This window comes from Kitasatospora sp. NPDC008115, from assembly GCF_042957205.1.
GTDB lineage: Bacteria > Actinomycetota > Actinomycetes > Streptomycetales > Streptomycetaceae > Kitasatospora.
This window is the reverse complement of record NZ_JBIBHU010000011.1, coordinates 195,571-214,214: the sequence shown is the minus strand read 5'-3', so window position 1 is coordinate 214,214 and position 18,644 is coordinate 195,571. Positions and strand designations below refer to the sequence as shown.

General features: G+C 72.5%; 16 protein-coding genes. 1 reads left to right on the top strand and 15 read right to left on the bottom strand.

Going from position 1 to position 18,644, the window contains the following annotated elements:
* Positions 1-27: 27 nt before the first annotated feature.
* The 14 genes from ACFZBX_RS16670 to pyrR form a co-directional block, all read right to left on the bottom strand.
* Positions 28-2,118 (bottom strand): primosomal protein N', encoded by a 2,091-nt coding sequence (locus tag ACFZBX_RS16670; RefSeq protein ID WP_391534461.1) that lies wholly within the window; start codon positions 2,116-2,118, stop codon positions 28-30.
* A 100-nt stretch (positions 2,119-2,218) separates the two neighbouring features.
* Positions 2,219-3,427 carry a methionine adenosyltransferase gene (metK, locus tag ACFZBX_RS16665; RefSeq protein WP_391534460.1) on the bottom strand — a complete coding sequence of 403 codons (1,209 nt, stop codon included), beginning with the start codon at positions 3,425-3,427 and terminating at the stop codon, positions 2,219-2,221.
* 152 nt (positions 3,428-3,579) lie between these two features.
* Positions 3,580-4,815, bottom strand: coding sequence for a bifunctional phosphopantothenoylcysteine decarboxylase/phosphopantothenate--cysteine ligase CoaBC (gene coaBC / locus ACFZBX_RS16660; RefSeq protein ID WP_391534459.1), 1,236 nt, complete (start codon positions 4,813-4,815; stop codon positions 3,580-3,582).
* 159 nt (positions 4,816-4,974) lie between these two features.
* Complete coding sequence (gene rpoZ, locus ACFZBX_RS16655) at positions 4,975-5,241, bottom strand: DNA-directed RNA polymerase subunit omega (RefSeq protein WP_030056185.1); 267 nt, start codon at positions 5,239-5,241, stop codon at positions 4,975-4,977.
* A gap of 36 nt (positions 5,242-5,277) precedes the next feature.
* On the bottom strand, positions 5,278-5,835 hold the full coding sequence (gene gmk, locus ACFZBX_RS16650; protein WP_380750268.1) for a guanylate kinase: 558 nt from the start codon (positions 5,833-5,835) through the stop codon (positions 5,278-5,280).
* A 48-nt stretch (positions 5,836-5,883) separates the two neighbouring features.
* A complete protein-coding gene (gene mihF, locus ACFZBX_RS16645) occupies positions 5,884-6,210 on the bottom strand; it encodes an integration host factor, actinobacterial type (protein WP_030056187.1) in 327 nt (108 codons plus the stop codon).
* A 360-nt stretch (positions 6,211-6,570) separates the two neighbouring features.
* Entirely contained in the window at positions 6,571-7,404 is an 834-nt protein-coding gene (gene pyrF / locus ACFZBX_RS16640; protein ID WP_391534458.1) for an orotidine-5'-phosphate decarboxylase, read from the bottom strand.
* A gap of 32 nt (positions 7,405-7,436) precedes the next feature.
* Positions 7,437-8,549, bottom strand: a complete 1,113-nt coding sequence (locus ACFZBX_RS16635) for a quinone-dependent dihydroorotate dehydrogenase (RefSeq protein WP_391534457.1) — start codon at positions 8,547-8,549, stop codon at positions 7,437-7,439.
* A gap of 66 nt (positions 8,550-8,615) precedes the next feature.
* Complete coding sequence (carB, locus tag ACFZBX_RS16630) at positions 8,616-11,927, bottom strand: carbamoyl-phosphate synthase large subunit (RefSeq protein WP_391534456.1); 3,312 nt, start codon at positions 11,925-11,927, stop codon at positions 8,616-8,618.
* Positions 11,920-13,077, bottom strand: coding sequence for a glutamine-hydrolyzing carbamoyl-phosphate synthase small subunit (carA, locus tag ACFZBX_RS16625; RefSeq protein ID WP_391534455.1), 1,158 nt, complete (start codon positions 13,075-13,077; stop codon positions 11,920-11,922). Before carA ends, carB begins: the two co-directional genes overlap by 8 nt.
* Positions 13,074-13,643, bottom strand: coding sequence for a hypothetical protein (locus ACFZBX_RS16620; RefSeq protein ID WP_391534454.1), 570 nt, complete (start codon positions 13,641-13,643; stop codon positions 13,074-13,076). Before ACFZBX_RS16620 ends, carA begins: the two co-directional genes overlap by 4 nt.
* Positions 13,640-14,944: a dihydroorotase gene (locus tag ACFZBX_RS16615; protein ID WP_391534453.1), complete on the bottom strand. Its 1,305-nt coding sequence runs from the start codon at positions 14,942-14,944 to the stop codon at positions 13,640-13,642. Before ACFZBX_RS16615 ends, ACFZBX_RS16620 begins: the two co-directional genes overlap by 4 nt.
* On the bottom strand, positions 14,941-15,918 hold the full coding sequence (locus ACFZBX_RS16610) for an aspartate carbamoyltransferase catalytic subunit (protein WP_391534452.1): 978 nt from the start codon (positions 15,916-15,918) through the stop codon (positions 14,941-14,943). The genes ACFZBX_RS16615 and ACFZBX_RS16610 overlap by 4 nt, the downstream gene beginning before the upstream one ends.
* A gap of 5 nt (positions 15,919-15,923) precedes the next feature.
* On the bottom strand, positions 15,924-16,547 hold the full coding sequence (pyrR, locus tag ACFZBX_RS16605; protein WP_391534451.1) for a bifunctional pyr operon transcriptional regulator/uracil phosphoribosyltransferase PyrR: 624 nt from the start codon (positions 16,545-16,547) through the stop codon (positions 15,924-15,926).
* Positions 16,548-16,876: 329 nt separating this feature from the next.
* On the opposite strand from pyrR, the gene ACFZBX_RS16600 reads away from it, so the two are divergent.
* On the top strand, positions 16,877-17,380 hold the full coding sequence (locus tag ACFZBX_RS16600) for a transcriptional regulator (RefSeq protein ID WP_045692870.1): 504 nt from the start codon (positions 16,877-16,879) through the stop codon (positions 17,378-17,380).
* A gap of 148 nt (positions 17,381-17,528) precedes the next feature.
* Here the strand turns inward: ACFZBX_RS16600 and ACFZBX_RS16595 are convergent, their stop codons facing one another.
* Entirely contained in the window at positions 17,529-18,449 is a 921-nt protein-coding gene (locus ACFZBX_RS16595) for a hypothetical protein (RefSeq protein ID WP_391534450.1), read from the bottom strand.
* Positions 18,450-18,644: the final 195 nt, after the last annotated feature.

Sequence of the window (18,644 nt, the reverse complement as noted above, 5' to 3'; positions counted from 1 at the left end):
ACCCCCGACGAACCTCCCCGACGAACCTCACCCGATGTCCGTCGGATCGATCCGCACCTTCACCGTCTCCGGCGTCCGCAGCGCGATCCGCGCGATCTGCGCCGCCTTCAGCGCCGCCGCCAGCGCCGCGCCCTGCCCGGGCGGTACCCGCAGGAGCGCGCGCTCCTGCTCCTCCCCCCGCAGCGCCGCCACCGGCACCGGCCCGAGCACGTCCGCCTCCTCCGGCAGCCGCACCAGGTTCAGCAGGTCCGCCACCGCCGCCGGGCTGCCGCTCACCGAGGCCATCCGGGCGACCGGCGGGAAGTGCAGCTGGGAACGCTCCTCCAGCTCCAGCCCGGCGTGCCCGAGCGGGTCCCAGCGCACCAGCGCCTGCACCGGCCGCGCCGTCGGCTCGGCGACCACCACCACCGTCCCGCCCTCCTCCGACGGCCGCACCAGCGCGGCGGCGGCCAGCCAGAGCCGCAGCGTCTCCTCCCCGGCCCGCAGGTCGGGCCGGCTCAGCAGCGCCCAGCCGTCCAGCAGCAGCGCCGCCGCGTACCCGCCGCCGCCCTCGACCACCGGCTCGGCGCCGGGCGTGGAGATCACCAGCGCCGGCTCGTCCGGGACGGTGACCAGCACCGCGTCCCGCCCCGAGGTCCGCACCGGGACGCGCGGGAACGCCTTGCCCAGCTCCTCGGCCGTCCGCCGGGCGCCCACCACCTGCGCCCGCAGCCGGAACGAGCCGCACTCCGGGCAGTGCCACTCCCGCTCCTCCTCGCCGCACCACTGGCAGCACAGCGGCGCGTCCGCCCCGGCCGCCTCCAGCGGGCCCTCGCAGCGCCGGCAGCGGGCGGGCGTGCGGCAGCGCCCGCAGGCCAGCCGGGGAACATAGCCGCGCCGGGGCACCTGGATGAGCACCGGCCCGCCGGCCGCCAGGCCCTCGCGCGCCGCCTCCCAGGCGACCGAGGGCAGCCGGGCGGCCTGCGCCGCGGCGTCCCGGTGCTGGTCCTGGTCGGTGACGGTGCGCACCCTGGGCGCGGTGCGCCGGACGGTCTCCCGGTCGGCGGCCAGCGGCCGGGCCCAGCCGGTGCGCACCAATTGCGCGCCCTCCACGGTGACGGCGTGCCCGCCGAGCAGGACGGCCGCGCCCTCCTCGGCGGCCCGCAGCAGGGCGACCTCCCGTACGTGCGGGTGCGGGTTGCGCGGGTCGCTGTGGCTGGAGTCGCCGTCGGACCAGACCACCACCAGACCGAGGTCGTGCACCGGCGCGAACATCGCGGCCCGGGTGCCGACGGCGGCGCGCACCGAGCCCCGGCTCACCTGGAGCCAGCGCCGGTAGCGCTCGCGCGGGCCGAGGTCGGCGGCCAGGACGGCGTGCATGCCCTCGCCGAGCAGTTCGGTCAGCGCCCGGTCGACCCGGGCCACCGAGCGGCCGTCCGGCAGCACCACCAGGGCGCCGCGCCCGCCGGCCAGGGTGGCGGCGACGGCGCGGGCGATCTCGTACGGCCAGCCGGGGCCGGGCAGCGCCGTCCAGACCGCCCGGGGCGAGCCGCCGCCGGCGAGTGCGTCCAGGAAGTCCGGGCCGGCCGGGTAGCGGGACCAGCCGCCGGGCGCGGGCGCGGCCGGACGGGGGCGGGGCGGCGGCGAGGGCTCGGCCTCCGCCTTGGCGTGCCGGGGCGGCACCGCCAGCTGGAGGACGTCGGCCAGGGTGCCCGCGTACCGGTCGGCGACGGTGCGGCAGAGCCGCAGCAGGTGCGGGGTGAGCACCGGCTCGGGCGAGAGGACCTGGGCGAGCGGGGCGAGCGGGCCGGGGAAGTCGCTCTTCTCCAGCCGGGCGACGATGAAGCCGTCGTGCAGTTCCCCGCCCTCGCGCTGGCCCTTCACCACCCGCGCCCCGAAGCGCACCCGCACCCGCACGCCGGGCCGGGCGTCCTCGGCCATCGCCGCGGGCACCTCGTAGTCGAAGAACTTGTCGATGGTGAGCACGCCCTTGTCGACGACCACCCGGGCGACCGGCAGGTGCTCGGCCCGCTTGGCGCCGCGCCAGGTGCGCGGCTTGGCCCGGCGGACCGTCTCCCGGATGAACGCCAGCTGCTCCGGCGCCCCGCCCTCGTCACTGCCCTGCGTGCTGCTGCTCATCGCCCCAAGTAGTACCAGGTCCCACCGACAAAACAGCAGGTGGCGGCCGCCCGGAAGGCCGGGCGGCCGCCACCTGCCGTCAAACGCTCAGCGAAGGCGATCAGGCCTCGACGGCCTTCTTCAGCTGCTCCACGCGGTCGGTCCGCTCCCAGGTGAACTCCGGCAGCTCGCGGCCGAAGTGGCCGTACGCGGCGGTCTGCGAGTAGATCGGGCGCAGCAGGTCCAGGTCGCGGATGATCGCGGCCGGACGCAGGTCGAAGACGTCGCTGACGGCCTTCTGGATGGTGAGGACCGGCACGGTCTCGGTGCCGAAGGTCTCCACGAACAGGCCGACCGGCTCGGCCTTGCCGATCGCGTACGCGACCTGCACCTCGGCGCGGCGGGCGAGGCCGGCGGCGACGATGTTCTTCGCCACCCAGCGCATCGCGTACGCGGCCGAGCGGTCCACCTTGGACGGGTCCTTGCCGGAGAAGGCGCCGCCGCCGTGGCGCGCCATGCCGCCGTAGGTGTCGATGATGATCTTGCGGCCGGTGAGGCCGGCGTCGCCCATCGGGCCGCCGATCTCGAAGCGGCCGGTCGGGTTGACCAGCAGGCGGTAGCCCTCGGTCACGAGCTTGATGCCCTGGTCGGCCAGCGCCTTCAGCTCCGGCTCCACGACGAACTCGCGGATGTCCGGGGTGAGCAGCGACTCCAGGTCGATGTCGCTGGCGTGCTGGGTGGAGACGACCACGGTGTCCAGGCGCAGCGCCTTGTCGCCGTCGTACTCGATGGTGACCTGGGTCTTGCCGTCGGGGCGCAGGTACGGGATGGTCCCGTTCTTGCGGACCTCGGTCAGCCGCCGCGAGAGGCGGTGGGCCAGGGTGATCGGCAGCGGCATCAGCTCGGGCGTCTCGTCGGACGCGTAGCCGAACATCAGGCCCTGGTCACCGGCGCCCTGCTTGTCCAGGTCGTCCTCATCGCCCTCGACCCGGGCCTCGTACGCGGTGTCGACGCCCTGCGCGATGTCGGGCGACTGGGCACCGATCGAGACCGAGACGCCGCAGGAAGCGCCGTCGAAGCCCTTCTTGGAGCTGTCGTAGCCGATCTCCAGGATCTTGTCCCGGACGAGCTGGGCGATCGGGGCGTACGCCTTGGTGGTCACCTCGCCGGCCACGTGCACCTGGCCGGTGGTGATGAGCGTCTCCACCGCGACCCGGGAGGTCGGGTCCTCACGGAGGAGAGCGTCAAGGATGGTGTCGCTGATCTGGTCAGCGATCTTGTCGGGGTGTCCCTCGGTCACGGACTCCGAGGTGAACAGGCGGCGAGACACAGCGCTCCCTGGGGTTGCAGCGGCTGCTGACTGAAAGACCCCGGACGGATCCGGGGGCTTCCGGAAAGACTTGATTCCTGGAGTGTAACGGTCAGCTATCGGGAAACGTCACGCGATTCCGCAATTGAAGACCGCCCGCCCACCCTTCGAGATCACCCGACGGAGGGATCAAGCCGTTCCGCGACGAGGTCCCAGACGACGTCCGCCAGAACCTCCTTGGGACCCACCGGAACCGGCGTCTCGCTGCCGTCGGCGCCCAGCACCACGGCCTCGTTGACGTCCTGGCCGAAGGCCTTGCCGTCGCCGACCTCGTTGACGACCAGCAGGTCGCAGCCCTTGCGGGCGAGCTTGGCACGGCCGTTGGCGAGCACGTCGTCGGTCTCCGCCGCGAAGCCCACGACGAGTTGGCCCGAACGGGTGCGGTGGGCGGAGAGCTCGGCCAGCACGTCGGGGTTGCGGACCAGCGCGACGGGCGCCGGCTCGACGCCCTCGACCTTCTTGATCTTGCCCTCGGCGTAGACCGCGGGCCGGAAGTCGGCCACCGCCGCGGCCATGACCACGGCGTCCGCGTCCTGGGCCGCCTTCAGCGCGGCCTCCCGCAGCTCCAGCGCGGTCGCCACCCGGACCACGTCCACCCCGGCCGGGTCGGGCAGTGCGGCATTGGCCGAGATCAACGTCACACGGGCGCCCCGGGCGGCGGCGGTCGCCGCCAGCGCGTAGCCCTGCTTCCCGGAGGAGCGGTTGCCGAGGTAGCGGACCGGGTCCAGCGGCTCACGGGTGCCGCCCGCCGAGACCACCACGTGCCGGCTGGCCAGGTCGGCCCGCTCGCCGCCGTGGCGCAGCACCGCGCGGCAGGCGTCGAAGATCGCGGCCGGCTCGGGCAGCCGGCCCTTGCCGGTGTCCTTGCCGGTCAGCCGCCCGCTGGCGGGCTCCAGCACGATCACGCCCCGGCGGCGCAGGGTGGCGACGTTCTCCCGGGTCGCCGGGTGCTCCCACATCTCGGTGTGCATCGCGGGCGCCAGCACGACCGGGCAGCGCGCGGTGAGCAGGGTGTTGGTCAGCAGGTCGTCGGCGAGCCCGTGGGCGGCCTTGGCCATCAGGTCGGCGGTGGCCGGGGCGACCACCACCAGGTCGGCGTCCTGCCCGATCCGCACGTGCGGGACCTCGTGCACGTTCTCCCAGGTCTCGGTGGCGGCCGGACGGCCGGAGAGCGCCGCCCAGGTGGCCTCGCCGACGAAGTGCAGCGCCGCCGCGGTGGGCACCACGGTCACCTGGTGGCCGGACTCGGTGAACCGCCGCAGCAGCTCGCACGCCTTGTACGCGGCGATGCCGCCGCTGACGCCGAGGACGACGCGCGGTGCGTCCGTCCGCTCCGTGCCGCTGCTCATGATCCCCAGCTCTCCTCAGTGGCGGTCCTCAGGTGCCTGCCAACCCTACGGCGCCCCGGTGATCACCCGCACCGCGGCACCCCCCACAGGCCCGGGAACGCCGGAGGGCCCGTCGGAGCGGAAACTCCGACGGGCCCTCCGGGCGTGGATGGGACCGCCTCAGGCGGCCTCGACCGCCTCGGCGGTCAGCATGCCGGCGTTGATCTCGCGCAGCGCGATCGACAGCGGCTTCTCGTGCACGTGGGTGTCGACCAGCGGGCCGACGTACTCCAGCAGGCCCTCGCCGAGCTGGGAGTAGTACGCGTTGATCTGGCGCGCACGCTTGGCCGCGTAGATGACCAGGCTGTACTTGGAGTCGGTGGCCTCAAGCAGCTCGTCGATCGGCGGGTTGATGATGCCCTCGGGCGCGGTCATGGAAGAGGACACGCGAAAACCTTCCGAAAGGGTGGAAAAGACAACAGGTCAGCCTACACCGAGCAAGGCTAGCAGTTCGCTCGCCACCTGCTCGACGGAGGTGTTGACCAGGGTCGTGTCGAACTCCGGCTCGGCGGCCAGTTCGACCTTCGCGGCCTCCAGCCGCTTCTCGATCACGTCCTGCGGCTCCGTGCCCCGGCCGGTGAGCCGGCGGACCAGCTCGTCCCAGCTCGGCGGGGCCAGGAAGACCAGCTGCGCCTCGGGCATGGACTCGCGCACCTGGCGGGCGCCCTGCAGATCGATCTCCAGCAGCACGGGTTCGCCGCGCTCCAGCTTCTCCTCGACCGCCGCGCGGGGGGTGCCGTAGCGGTTTCCCGCGAAGACGGCCCATTCCAGCAACTCGCCGTTGGCGATCAGCTTGTCGAACTCGTCGTTGTCGACGAAGTGGTACTGGACCCCGTCCTGCTCGCCCGGCCTCGGGTGGCGGGTCGTCGCCGACACCGAGAGCCAGACCTCGGGGTACTGATTCCTCATATGAGCGACGACCGTGCTCTTGCCGACCCCCGAGGGGCCGGAGAGCACGGTCAGCCGCGGACGCTCACTCATGCACCGATTATCCCGGATCGCGGGCGATCCCGGGACCACGGGGCACGGTCAGGCGGCACCGCCGCCGAACTCCCGCTCCAGGGAGGCGATCTGGTTCGTGCCGAGACCACGGACACGGCGGCTCTCGGAGATGCCGAGCCGCTCCATGATCTGCTTGGCGCGGACCTTGCCGACACCCGGCAGGGACTCCAGCAGGGCGGAGACCTTCATCTTGCCGATCACGTCGTTGTCGGCCTTGCCGGCCTTGATCACCTCGTGCAGGGAGGCGCCGGAGTGCTTGAGCCGGTTCTTGACCTCGGCGCGCTCCCGGCGAGCCTCGGCGGCCTTGGCGAGCGCGGCGGTGCGCTGTTCGGGGGTAAGGGGCGGAAGAGCCACGCCGTTCACCTCAGGGTGGATGGAAGGGATTGAAACTATGACTGTTGTGCTTCCCAGGGCACCGGTCAGAGAGCGAACTCGCCGCCCCTGACCTGCGGGAGCAGCAGGTTTCGCGGCTCCTCGGTGACCTATCGCCGGACACTACCCGGATTGCGGCTCCGCGTCAGGAAAAGAACACGAAAAGTCCTGGTCAGCCAAGGCCGACCAGGACTTTCCCGGGCAAAATGACCGTGATTGCGAACCTTTGGCGGCACCGATGTGACGGCGCTCACGTCAAGTCCCCGCTCCCGCGGACGGTCGCAGCCCGTCATGACGGCGCTGCGAAGCGTTCGCCAGGAGCGAACCCCACCGTCCCGTGCGCTACTTGACCGCGTCGGCGTACTCCTGGACAAAACGGTCCGCGGCGGCGCGCAGCGCCTCCACCGAAGGGCCGTGCTTCAGCACGTCCCGGCTGACGCTCGGCACCACGTTGCGCACCGAGGCGCCGAAGACCCGCGGCAGGTCCGCCATGGTCGCGCCCTGGGCACCGATCCCGGGGGCCAGCAGCGGGCCGTTGATCGCCAGGTCCACACCGGCGTCGGCCAGCGTCGCGCCGACCACCGCGCCGAACGAGCCCAGCGGCTCGGCGCCGGCGTTCTCGGCGGCCAGCTGCCGCAGCACCGCGGCCGCCACCGGCTCGCCGTCCGCGCCGACGGCGCGCTGCACCTCGGCGCCCTCCGGGTTGGAGGTGAGCGCCAGCGCGAAGACGCCCGCGCCGTTGGCCGTGGCGAGGTCCAGCGCCGGGCGCAGCGAGCCGAAGCCCAGGTAGGGGCTGACGGTGACGGCGTCCGAGAACAGCGGGCTGCCGGGCGACAGGAAGGCCTCGGCGTAGGCGGCCATGGTCGAGCCGATGTCGCCGCGCTTGGCGTCCATCAGCACCAGCGCGCCGGCCGCCCGGGCCTCCTCGACCGACTTCTCCAGGACGGCGACGCCCCGCGAGCCGAAGCGCTCGAAGAAGGCGGCCTGCGGCTTGAGCACGGCCACCCGGCCGGCCAGCGCCTCGACGACGGTGCGGCTGAAGGTCTCCAGGCCCGCGACGGTGTCCTCCAGACCCCAGGCGGCGAGCAGCGAGGCGTGCGGGTCGATGCCGACGCAGAGCTGGCCGCGGGTGTCGAGGGCGTGGCGCAGGCGGGTGCCGAAGGGGGCGAGGGTCATGACGTCCTTCCGGGAGGCTGTGGGGAGGGGGTTCAGGCGGTCTTGCGCGCGTCCACGGCGCTGCCGACGGCCGCGGCCAGGTTGCGGTGGCCACCGGCCCGGACGCGGGCGGACAGGCCCTTGTGGATGCGCCGGCACCAGAACGGGCCCTCGTAGATGAAGGCGCTGTAGCCCTGGACGAGGTCCGCGCCGTGCACGATCCGCTGCCAGGCGTCCTCGGCGGTCTCGATGCCGCCGACCGAGACCAGCACCAGCCGGCCCTCGGTGCGGGCCCGCAGCCGCTGGAGGACCTCCAGGGCGCGCTCCTTGAGCGGGGCGCCGGACAGGCCGCCCATGCCGATCTCCTTCACCCGGGCGGCGTCGCTGCGCAGGCCCTCGCGGCCGATCGTGGTGTTGGTGGCGATGATGCCGTCCAGGCCCAGCTCCAGCGCCAGGTCGGCCACCTCGTCGATGTCCTCGTCGGCCAGGTCGGGGGCGATCTTGACCAGCAGCGGGACGTGGTGCGGGGTGGTCCGGTCGGCGGCCTCGCGCACCGCGCTCAGCAGCGGGCGCAGGTGCTCGACGGCCTGGAGGTTGCGCAGCCCGGGGGTGTTCGGCGAGCTGACGTTGACCACCAGGTAGTCGGCGTAACGGGCCAGCCGCTCGGTGGACTTGACGTAGTCGGCGACCGCGTCGGCCTCCTCGACCACCTTGGTCTTGCCGATGTTGACGCCCACCACCGGGGTGGAGCTGGTGTGCGGACGGGCGGCGAGGCGGGCGGCGACCCGGGCCGAGCCCTGGTTGTTGAAGCCCATCCGGTTGATCAGGGCGCGGTCCTCGACCAGCCGGAACAGCCGGGGCTGCGGGTTGCCCGGCTGCGCCTCGCCGGTCACGGTGCCGATCTCGACGTAGTCGAAGCCGAGCATCGACAGGCCGTCGATGCCGACGCCGTTCTTGTCGAAGCCGGCGGCCAGGCCGAACGGGCCGGGCAGCGCGAGGCCGAGCGCTTCGGTGCGAAGCGCCCGGTCGCGCGGGGCGAGCACCAGCCGCACCAGGCCGCGCAGGCCGGGCACCGAGGAGGCCAGCCGGATCCAGAAGAAGGCCAGGTGGTGGGCCTTCTCGGGGTCCATCTTCTTGAAGACGAGGTCGAACAGCAGCTTGTACACAAAGTCCTCCCAGGGCATGGAAGTGGGGGGCACCCGGCGGTACTGGTGCCCCCCACTGGAGTGGTGCTACTTGGCGCGGCCGGCGTTGATCAGCTCGGCGTGCTCCTGGAGCGACATGACACCGACCTCGTCGCGCAGCAGCCGGTCGATGCCCTGGACGGCGGCGCCCATGGCCTGGACCGTGGTCAGGCAGGGCACCGCGCGGGCGACGGCGGCGGTGCGGATCTCGTAGCCGTCGAGACGGCCACCGGTGCCGTACGGCGTGTTGATGATGAGGTCGACCTCGCCGTCGTGGATCAGCTGGACGATGGTCTTCTCGCCGTTCGGGCCCTCGCCCTCGCTGTGCTTGCGCACCACGGTGGCGGGGATGCCGCCGCGCTGCAGCACCTCGGCGGTGCCGGCGGTGGCCAGCAGCTCGAAGCCGAGGCCGACCAGCGCCCGGGCCGGGAAGACCAGGTTGCGCTTGTCGCGGTTGGCGACCGAGACGAAGACCTTGCCCTTGGTCGGCAGCGCGCCGTACGCACCGGTCTGGGACTTGGCGTAGGCGGTGCCGAAGACCCGGTCCAGGCCCATGACCTCGCCGGTGGAGCGCATCTCCGGGCCCAGCACGGTGTCCACCCCGCGGCCGTGGACGTCGCGGAAGCGGCTCCACGGCATCACGGCCTCCTTGACCGCGATCGGCGCGTCGGCGGGCAGCGTGCCGCCGTCGCCCTCGGCGGGCAGCAGGCCCTCGGCCCGCAGCTCGGCGATGGTGGCGCCGAGCGAGACGCGGGCGGCGGCCTTGGCCAGCGGCACGGCGGTCGCCTTGGAGGTGAACGGCACGGTGCGCGAGGCCCGCGGGTTCGCCTCCAGCACGTAGAGGATGTCCCCGGACAGCGCGAACTGGATGTTGATCAGACCGCGCACCCCGACACCGCGGGCGATGGCCTCGGTGGAGGCCCGCAGCCGCTTGATGTCGTAGCCGCCGAGGGTGATCGGGGGCAGCGCGCAGGCGGAGTCGCCGGAGTGGATGCCGGCCTCCTCGATGTGCTCCATGACGCCGCCGAGGTAGAGCTCGGTGCCGTCGAAGAGGGCGTCGACGTCGATCTCCACCGCGTCGTCGAGGAAGCGGTCGATCAGGACCGGGTGCTCGGAGATCAGGCCGGCGTGGCGCTCCAGGTAGGAGGCGAGCGAGGCCTCGTCGTAGACGATCTCCATGCCGCGTCCGCCCAGGACGTAGGAGGGGCGGGCGAGGACCGGGTAGCCGATCTCGTCGGCGATCGCCTTGGCCTCCTCGAAGGAGAACGCGGTGCCGTGCTTGGGGGCCGGCAGGCCCGCCTCGCGCAGGACGCGGCCGAACGCGCCGCGCTCCTCGGCCAGGTCGATCGCCTCGGGCTGGGTGCCGACGATCGGCACCCCGTTGTCCTTCAGCGCCTGCGCCAGGCCGAGCGGGGTCTGGCCGCCGAGCTGGACGATCACACCGGCCAGCGGGCCGGCCTGCTGCTCGGCGTGGACGATCTCCAGCACGTCCTCCAGCGTGAGCGGCTCGAAGTAGAGCCGGTCGGAGGTGTCGTAGTCGGTGGAGACGGTCTCCGGGTTGCAGTTGACCATGACGGTCTCGTACCCGGCCTCGGCGAGCGCGAAGGAGGCGTGCACGCAGGAGTAGTCGAACTCGATGCCCTGGCCGATGCGGTTCGGGCCGGAGCCGAGGATGATCACCGCGGGCTTGGTGCGCGGCGCGACCTCGTTCTCCTCGTCGTAGGACGAGTAGAAGTACGGGGTCTTCGCCGCGAACTCGGCCGCGCAGGTGTCGACGGTCTTGAACACCGGGCGGATGCCCAGGGCGTGCCGCACCTCGCGGACCACGTCCGGCTTCAGGCCGCGGATCTCGCCGACCTGGTGGTCGGAGAAGCCGTGCCGCTTGGCGTGCCGCAGCAGCTCGGGGGTGAGCTTCTCCGCCTCCGCCAGCTCGCGGGCGATCTCGTCCAGGAGGAAGAGCTGGTCGACGAACCACGGGTCGATCTTCGTGGCGTCGAACACCTCCTCCGGGGTGGCTCCGGCGCGGATCGCCTGCATGACGGTGTTGATCCGGCCGTCGGTCGGCACGACCGCCTTGGCCAGCAGCTCCGCCTTGTCGCCGACCGGGCCGACCCAGGTGAACTGCGAGCCCTTCTTCTCCAGCGAGCGCAGCGCCTTCTGGAGCGCCTCGGGGAAGTTGCGGCCCAGCGCCATCGCCTCGCCGACCGACTTCATGGTGGTGGTCAGCGTGGCGTCGGCGCTCGGGAACTTCTCGAACGCGAACCGCGGGACCTTCACCACGACGTAGTCGAGCGTCGGCTCGAAGGAGGCCGGGGTCTCCTCGGTGATGTCGTTGGGGATCTCGTCCAGGGTGTAGCCGACGGCCAGCTTGGCGGCGATCTTGGCGATCGGGAAGCCGGTGGCCTTGGAGGCGAGCGCGGACGAGCGGGAGACGCGCGGGTTCATCTCGATGACGATCACCCGCCCGTCCTCCGGGTTGACGGCGAACTGGATGTTGCAGCCGCCGGTGTCGACGCCGACCTCGCGGATCACGGCGATGCCGATGTCCCGCAGGATCTGGTACTCGCGGTCGGTGAGCGTCATCGCCGGGGCGACGGTGATCGAGTCACCGGTGTGCACGCCCATCGGGTCGAAGTTCTCGATGGAGCAGACGACCACGACGTTGTCGCTCTTGTCGCGCATCAGCTCCAGCTCGTACTCCTTCCAGCCGAGGATGGACTCCTCCAGGAGCACCTCGGTGGTCGGGGAGAGCGTCAGGCCCTGGCCGGCGATGCGGCGCAGGTCCTCCTCGTTGTGGGCGAAGCCGGAGCCGGCGCCGCCCATGGTGAAGGAGGGGCGCACGACGACCGGGTAGCCGCCCAGGGTGTCGACGCCGGCCAGCACCTCGTCCATGGTGTGGCAGATCACCGAGCGAGCGGACTCGCCGTACCCGATCTTGGCGTTGACGGCCTCGACGACGCCCTTGAACAGGTCGCGGTCCTCGCCCTTGTTGATCGCCTCGACGTCGGCGCCGATCAGCTCGACGCCGTACTTCTCCAGCGTCCCGGCCGCGTGCAGCGAGATCGCGGTGTTCAGCGCGGTCTGCCCGCCCAGGGTCGGCAGCAGCGCGTCGGGACGCTCCTTGGCGATGATCTTCTCGACGAACTCCGGGGTGATCGGCTCGACGTAGGTGGCGTCGGCGATCTCCGGGTCGGTCATGATCGTCGCCGGGTTCGAGTTCACCAGGACGACCCGCAGGCCCTCGGCCTTCAGGACCCGACACGCCTGCGTGCCCGAGTAGTCGAACTCGGCGGCCTGGCCGATCACGATCGGGCCGGAGCCGATCACCAGGACGGACTTGATGTCAGTGCGCTTAGGCACGCTGGCCCTCCATGAGCTTCACGAAACGATCGAAGAGGTACGCCGCGTCGTGCGGGCCGGCGGCGGCCTCCGGGTGGTACTGCACCGAGAAGGCGGGCACGTCCAGCGCCTGGAGGCCCTCGACCACATCGTCGTTCAGACAGACGTGGGAGACCTCGACCCGGCCGTAGGGCGTGTCGCTGACCTTGTCGAGCGGTGCGTTGACGGCGAAGCCGTGGTTGTGCGCGGTGACCTCGACCTTGCCGGTGGTGCGGTCCTGGACCGGCTGGTTGATGCCGCGGTGGCCGTACTTGAGCTTGTAGGTGCCGAAGCCCAGCGCCCGGCCGAGGATCTGGTTGCCGAAGCAGATCCCGAAGAACGGGGTCTTGCGCTCCAGCACGCCCTGCGCCACGGCGACCTGGTGGTCGGCGGTGGCCGGGTCGCCCGGACCGTTGGAGAAGAACACGCCGTCGGGCTCGACCGCGTAGACGTCCTCCAGGGTGGCGTTGGCCGGCAGCACGTGCACCTCGATGCCGCGCTCGGCCATCCGCTGCGGGGTCATCGCCTTGATGCCGAGGTCCAGGGCGGCGACGGTGAAGCGCTTCTCACCGACCGCCGGCACCACGTAGGGCTCGGTGGTGGCGACCTCGGCGCACAGGTCGGCGCCCTTCATCTCGGGCGAGGTCTGCACCTTGGCGAGCAGCGCGGCCGGGTCGGCCAGCGACTCGCCGGAGAAGATGCCGCAGCGCATCGCGCCGCGCTCGCGCAGGTGGCGGGTGAGCGCCCGGGTGTCGATGCCGCTGATGCCGACGATGCCCTGGTCGACCAGTTCCTCGTCCAGCGAGCGGCGCGAGCGCCAGTTGGAGGCGACCCGGGCGGGGTCGCGGACGACGTACCCGGCGACCCAGATCCGCTTGGACTCGTCGTCCTCGTCGTTCCAGCCGGTGTTGCCGATCTGCGGCGCGGTCATCACGACCACCTGGCGGTGGTAGGACGGGTCGGTCAGGGTCTCCTGGTAGCCGGACATGCCGGTGTTGAAGACCGCCTCGCCGTAGGTCTCGCCGGTCGCGCCGTAGGCCTGGCCGCGGAAGGTCCGGCCGTCCTCCAGGACGAGCACGGCGGGGACGCGTTCCCGCCGTTGGCGCTGCGTGGTGGGGGCAGGTGCGGTCATGACGCGGCCTCTTCCGTCTTCTTCGTCGTACGTGTTGCGGTGAACTGGGTGATCGCCTCGACCCAGGCGGTGTGCTCGTCGGGGTGGTCGGCCCGGAACCCGGAGTCCAGGTCCGTTCCCTCGTGCGTCCAGGTGACGACGAGGATCCCGGAGGGGACGACCTTGCCGGCGATCCCGGAGTCCGTGCGGGCACCGGTCAGGTGCTCGGCGGGGATCCAGAAGTCGACGTCACCGGGCCGCCGCACCAGCAGGCCGTGCTCGCCGAGGGTCAGGTCGGCGCGGCTGCGGGTGCCCAGGCCGTGCGCGACGACCCGGTCGAGCCAGTTGCCGGCGGTGGTGGTGCCGTGGTACCGGCCGCTGGTCTCCAGGATGGTGCGGCCGGCCCGCTCTGGCACGGCCGGCAGCGCGGGGATGCCCGACTGCAGGGTGCGGCGCCAGTTCCAGCCCTGGCGCATCAGCCAGTAGACCAGGCCGATGACCAGCAGCAGGCCGACCGTCCAGCCGAGGTAGCCGGGCCAGTTGGTGACCCTGGCCTGCTCCTGGGCCAGCAGGACGGCGGAGCTCACGCGAGCCCGCCCTGCTCGACCAGTTCGCCGGCCAGCACGGTCGCGGTGCCGCGCAGGAAGGTGGCGTGCACCCGTCCGGGCAGGTCGAGCCCCTTGTAGGGGGTGTTGCGGGAACGGGTGGCGAAGCTGTCGGGGTTCACGGCACCACGGTACGCGGGATCGAACAGCACCAGGTTGGCGGGCTCACCCACCGAGACCGGGCGGCCGTGTCCGGCGAGACGGCCGATCCGCGCCGGGCGGTGCGACATCCGGTCGGCGACGCCCTCCCAGTTCAGCAGGCCGGTGTCCACCATGGTCTGCTGCACCACGGACAGCGCGGTCTCCAGGCCGACCATGCCCATCGCGGCCACGGCCCACTCGCAGTCCTTGTCCTCGGCCGGGTGCGGCGCGTGGTCGGTGGCGACGGCGTCGATGGTGCCGTCGGCCAGCGCCTTGCGCAGCGCCTGGACGTCCTCGGCGGTGCGCAGCGGCGGGTTGACCTTGTAGACCGGGTCGTAGGAGCGGACCAGCTCGTCGGTCAGCAGCAGGTGGTGCGGGGTGACCTCGGCGGTGACGTCCCAGCCCTTGGCCTTGGCCCAGCGGACGATCTCCACCGAGCCGGCGGTGGAGACGTGGCAGACGTGCAGCCGGGAGCCGACGTGCGCGGCGAGCAGCACGTCGCGGGCGATGATCGCCTCCTCGGCGACGGCCGGCCAGCCGCCCAGGCCCAGCTCGCCGGAGACCTGGCCCTCGTTCATCTGGGCGCCCTCGGTCAGCCGCGGCTCCTGCGCGTGCTGGGCGACGACGCCGTCGAAGGCCTTCACGTACTCCAGGGCGCGGCGCATGATCACCGCGTCGTCGACGCACTTGCCGTCGTCGGAGAAGACCCGGACGCCGGCCGCGGAGTCGTGCATGGCGCCGAGCTCGGCGAGCTTCTTGCCCTCCAGGCCGACGGTGACGGCGCCGACCGGCTGCACGTCGCAGAAGCCGGACTCCTGGCCCAGGCGCCAGACCTGCTCGACCACACCGGCGGTGTCGGCCACCGGGAAGGTGTTGGCCATCGCGTGGACGGCGGTGAAGCCGCCCTTCGCCGCGGCCCGGGTGCCGGTGAGGACGGTCTCGGCGTCCTCGCGGCCGGGCTCGCGCAGGTGGGTGTGCAGGTCGACCAGGCCGGGCAGGACGATCAGGCCGGTGGCGTCGATCTCGATGTCGGCCGTGACGTCCAGGCCGGTGCCGATCGCCCGGATCACGCTGTCGGCGAGGTGGAGGTCCTGCGGGGCGCCGCCGAGGACCTGGGCGTTGCGGATCAGGTAGGTGGTCACTGGGCGGTCTCCACGGAGTCGGTGCGGGGGTTGTCGGTGAGGGTGGCTCCGCCGAGCAGCAGGTAGAGCACGGCCATCCGGATGGAGACGCCGTTGGCGACCTGCTCGACCACGGTGCAGCGCGGGGAGTCGGCGACCTCGGCGGTGATCTCCATGCCGCGGACCATCGGGCCCGGGTGCAGCACGATGGCGTGCTCGGGCAGCTGGGCCATCCGGACGCCGTCGACGCCGTAGCGCCGGGTGTACTCGCGCTCGGTGGGGAAGAACGCGGCGTTCATCCGCTCGCGCTGGACCCGGAGCATCATCAGCGCGTCGGTCTTGGGGAGCACGCTCTCCAGGTCGTAGCTGACCTCGCAGGGCCAGTTCTCGATGCCGATCGGCAGCAGGGTCGGCGGGGCGACGAAGGTGACCTGGGCGCCGAGCGTGGTGAGCAGGTGGACGTTGGAGCGGGCGACCCGGCTGTGCAGGATGTCGCCGACGATGGTCACCCGCCGACCGGCGAGGTCGTGGCCGGAGCCCGGGTTGAGGTGGCGGCGCATGGTGAAGGCGTCGAGCAGCGCCTGGGTGGGGTGCTCGTGGGTGCCGTCACCGGCGTTGATGACGCTGCCGTGCAGCCAGTCGGACTGCGCGAGGCGGGCCGGCGCGCCGGAGGCGTGGTGCCGGATGACGACCGCGTCGGCGCCCATGGCCTGGAGGGTGAGGGCGGTGTCCTTGAGGCTCTCGCCCTTGGAGACCGAGGAGCCCTTGGCGGAGAAGTTGATGACGTCGGCGGACAGTCGCTTCTCGGCGACCTCGAAGGAGGTCTTGGTGCGGGTGGAGTCCTCGAAGAAGAGGTTGACGACGGTCCGGCCGCGCAGGGTGGGGAGCTTCTTGACGGCCCGGCCGGAGAGCTGGGCGAGTTCCTCGGCGGTGTCCAGGATGAGCAGCGCGTCGTCGCGGCTGAGATCGGCTGCGGACACGAGGTGGCGCTTCACGCGGGTTACTCCGGGAGGTGCGGTTCGGTGGGCTGGGCGGCCAGCGCCTGGGACGAGCGGGCCGCGTAGTCGCGGTCGCCGACGAGCACGGCGTCGACGCCGTCGCGGTCGGCCAGGCGCACCTGGACGGCCTCGCGCAGCGAGGTGGGGAGGTTCTTGCCCACGTAGTCGGCGCGGATGGGCAGCTCGCGGTGGCCGCGGTCGACGAGGACGGCGAGCTGGACGGCGCGCGGGCGGCCGATGTCGTTGAGGGCGTCGAGCGCGGCGCGGATGGTGCGGCCGGAGAAGAGCACGTCGTCGACGAGGACCACGAGGCTGCCGTCGATGCCGCCGGGCGGGATCTCGGTGTGCTCCAGGGCGCGGGCGGGCTTCAGCCTCAGGTCGTCCCGGTACATCGTGATGTCCAGGGTGCCGAGCGGGATGTCGCGGCCGGTGATCTGGGCGAGCCTGGCGTGCAGGCGCCGGGCGAGGTGGACGCCCCGGGTGTGGATGCCGAGCAGCACGACGTCCTCGGCGCCCTTGGCGCGCTCGACGATCTCGTGCGCTATCCGGGTGATGACCCGGGCGATGTCCGTGCCGTCCAGCACCTGGTGCGGCGGCCTCGGAGCGGATTCCTGGTGTGCGGTCATGCCGAAGCGGACCTCCTTCCCCGCCTCACGGGACGGGTCTTAAAGGATGTCTGGAACGCCCCGCCGGACTCCGGCGCGGGCTCCGGTCATCCTACCAGCGCCTTTTACGGCCAACCGACGGCCATCATTCCGCTTCCCGGGGTTCACGCGCCGGACGCACCGGTGATGCGGGCCATTCGCACGACTGCCCCATTCGGCTTGACGCAACTACCTCACTCTACGTAACCTCACAGTGAGTTACGAGACGGACGTCGAACCCACCGGTAACGGCGTCGGCAATCGCCCGTGACCCACCACTGAACGCGAAGCAATCTCGTCCGGGGAGATCAATGTCCAGCGACTACGCGAAGCAGCTCGGAGGCAAGCTCCGAGCCATCCGCACTCAGCAGGGACTCTCCCTGCACGGTGTCGAGGAGAAGTCCCAGGGGCGCTGGAAGGCAGTCGTCGTCGGCTCGTACGAGCGCGGCGACCGTGCGGTCACCGTGCAGCGGCTGGCCGAACTGGCGGAGTTCTACGGGGTCCCGGTGCAGGAGCTGCTGCCCGGCGGGACGCCCGGCGGCGCGGCCGAGCCGCCGCCGCGCCTGGTGCTCGACCTGGAGCGACTGACCCAGGTCCCGTCCGAGAAGGCCGGCCCGCTGCAGCGCTACGCGGCGACCATCCAGAGCCAGCGCGGCGACTACAACGGCAAGGTGCTGTCGATCCGCCAGGACGACCTGCGCACCCTGGCCGTGATCTACGACCAGTCGCCGTCGATCCTCACCGAGCAGCTGATCTCCTGGGGCGTGCTCAACCCCGACGCGCGCCGCGCGGTGCGCGAGGAGGAGGCGGGCTGAGGCCTGCCGTGCCGGCTCCCGCCGGTTCCCCCGCCGGCCTGCGCGTCCGCGGGGGCGGCGGACAGCAGCAGAAACGTCACGGCGCGGCCCCCGCGAGGGGTGCCGCGCCGCGGCGCGTCCGATCGGGGTCCAGTCCGGTCCGGTCCGGTCAGCAGACCGTCTCCAGCCGGTAGCCCGGCTCGGCGGCCACCCCGTCCAGCCGCACCGGCCCGGCCGCGGGCGCCCAGACCCGGCCCTCGCTGGCCCAGGCCCAGGCCGTCGGCCGGTACTCCCCGCAGGCCGCCGCACTGCCCTGGGCGCCGTGCAGCACCGCCAGGCCGGGCAGCTCGCGGGCCAGCCCGGCGCAGAGCACCGCGCAGAGCAGCTCCAGGTCCTCGTCGTTGATCCGCACCACGCCGTCCTCCCACTGGAGCACCCGGGCGGCCGCGGCCAGCGGCCCGCCGGGGGCGTCCACCGACAGGCGCAGCTCGTAGACCCCGCTGCCGGCGCCCAGCAGCATCCGGCGGAACACCTCGGCGCCGCGCTCGTAGGCGCCGGCCACCGCGTCGTCGCGCTCCCCGCACAGCCGGCCGTCGAGCAGCAGGTCGGCGTGGCGCAGGGTCAGGCCGTTCTCGCGGGCCCGCACCAGCCGGGGGACGAAGTCGCCGGCCAGCTCCTCGCCCTGGTAGGCGAGCAGTTGGGTGCGCAGCGCCGGGTTGACCAGGTAGCGGTCGCGGGCGGCCGGCTCGGCCGGGTCGAGGCCGTGCAGCAGGCAGAACTCGGCGAAGTCCTGCGGGTGGAACATCCGGGCCCGGACGGTGTCGAAGCGACAGCGGGCGTCGGCGAGCAGTTCGGCGGTCTCCTTCAGGTACTGCTCGTGGTCGGGGGCGTCGGACAGCCGCCAGGCGCGGGCCTGCTCGAAGTCCGCGGGGCTGGTGAGCACGCCGATCACGAAGGCCTGCCCGGCGCCCTCGGAGCGCTGCCGCTCACAGGCCCCGTCGCGGTCGGCCGCCGCCCGCGAGCGGGCCCGGGGGCGGGAACCCGCGGCGGTGCAGTCGGGGGTGCGGCGGGCGCGGCCGTTGCGGCTCATCGGGGCTCCTCGGACGGGGCGAACGGGTCGGCGGCGGGTGGTACCGCCGACCTTGTCCTCCCCCGCCCCGCGTGGCGCACACGTACGACGTGTCACAGGACTGTAACCGAGGGTGAATCGGATGTTTGGAGTCACGCACGGTTGTGCGGATCGCCGCTCACGCCCCGCGCACCCACCCCGCGCACGGCGCACTCG

What these genes read in the sequence shown, in the direction of transcription:
- ACFZBX_RS16670 (WP_391534461.1), bottom strand. Translation starts at nt 2,118, where the DNA reads ATGAGCAGCAGCACGCAGGGCAGTGACGAGGGCGGGGCGCCGGAGCAG.
- coaBC (WP_391534459.1), bottom strand. Translation starts at nt 4,815, where the DNA reads ATGAGCAGCGGCACGGAGCGGACGGACGCACCGCGCGTCGTCCTCGGC.
- gmk (WP_380750268.1), bottom strand. Translation starts at nt 5,835, where the DNA reads ATGAGTGAGCGTCCGCGGCTGACCGTGCTCTCCGGCCCCTCGGGGGTC.
- pyrF (WP_391534458.1), bottom strand. Translation starts at nt 7,404, where the DNA reads ATGACCCTCGCCCCCTTCGGCACCCGCCTGCGCCACGCCCTCGACACC.
- carA (WP_391534455.1), bottom strand. Translation starts at nt 13,077, where the DNA reads ATGACCGCACCTGCCCCCACCACGCAGCGCCAACGGCGGGAACGCGTC.
- pyrR (WP_391534451.1), bottom strand. Translation starts at nt 16,547, where the DNA reads ATGACCGCACACCAGGAATCCGCTCCGAGGCCGCCGCACCAGGTGCTG.
- ACFZBX_RS16600 (WP_045692870.1), top strand. Translation starts at nt 16,877, where the DNA reads ATGTCCAGCGACTACGCGAAGCAGCTCGGAGGCAAGCTCCGAGCCATC.
- ACFZBX_RS16595 (WP_391534450.1), bottom strand. Translation starts at nt 18,449, where the DNA reads ATGAGCCGCAACGGCCGCGCCCGCCGCACCCCCGACTGCACCGCCGCG.